The sequence below is a fragment of the Nocardia sp. 852002-20019_SCH5090214 genome (assembly GCF_001665865.1).
In the GTDB taxonomy this organism is placed as follows: domain Bacteria; phylum Actinomycetota; class Actinomycetes; order Mycobacteriales; family Mycobacteriaceae; genus Nocardia; species Nocardia nova.
Genome location: NZ_LZMK01000228.1, coordinates 1 through 823, shown reverse-complemented (window position 1 = coordinate 823; position 823 = coordinate 1). Strand labels below are relative to the sequence as shown.

The 823-nt window shown below is 69.5% G+C and carries 1 pseudogene; it reads left to right on the top strand.

The features are described from left to right. A pseudogene (locus tag A5780_RS41070) lies at nt 1–823 on the top strand (DNA cytosine methyltransferase); the annotation flags it as partial.

The window sequence follows — 823 nt, the reverse complement described above, 5'->3', positions numbered from 1 at the left end:
TGTTCTGGGCGAGCCCGGCGTGCCCGGAATGGACGGACGCGAAGGGACAGAAACGCTACTTCGACCAGAGCAACCAGTACCGGTTCGACGAGGAACTCGGCATCGTCGAGGATCCGGCGTCCGGGCGCAGCCGCGCGCTGGTCGAGCAGATTCCCCGGTATCTGCGTGCGATGGCCGCGCGCGGCAAGCCGGTGCTGGCCGGGGTGATGGAAAACGTCGTGCAGTGCTGGAAGTGGGACGACCGGCATCGGTGGCTGCGCGAGATCCAGGACCTCGGTTACGAGACCCGGGTCATCGCCCTGAATTCCGCGCACGTGCTGCCGCGCACCTGCCTGCCGGTGCCGCAGTCCCGCGACCGGCTCTACATCGCGTACTGGCTCAAATCGCTGGGGCGGCGCCCGGATTGGGACAAGTGGCTGCGCCCGAAGGCATGGTGCCCGAGCTGCGAGCAGGTCGTGGACGCGATCCAGTCGTGGAAGAAGCCCGGCACGCAGATGGGCCGCTACGGCGTGCGTCACGGCCAGTACGTCTACCGGTGCCCGTCGAAGGCGTGCCGGTACGCGATCGCCGAGCCGATCACCACACCGGCGTCGGTGGCCATCGACTGGAGCCTGCCGCCCGGGGACCGCATCGGTGACCGGGACGAACCCCTCGCCGACAACACCCTCGAACGGATCCGGATCGGGATCGAGAAGTTCGCGGGCGCGGCGATGCTCACCCCCGCCGGCGGGACCTGGCGCACCGAGGCGACCAGTCTCGGCGAGCCGATGCCCACTCGCACCACACGCGAGACCGACGCGCTGGTGGTGCCGCCACTGGTGGT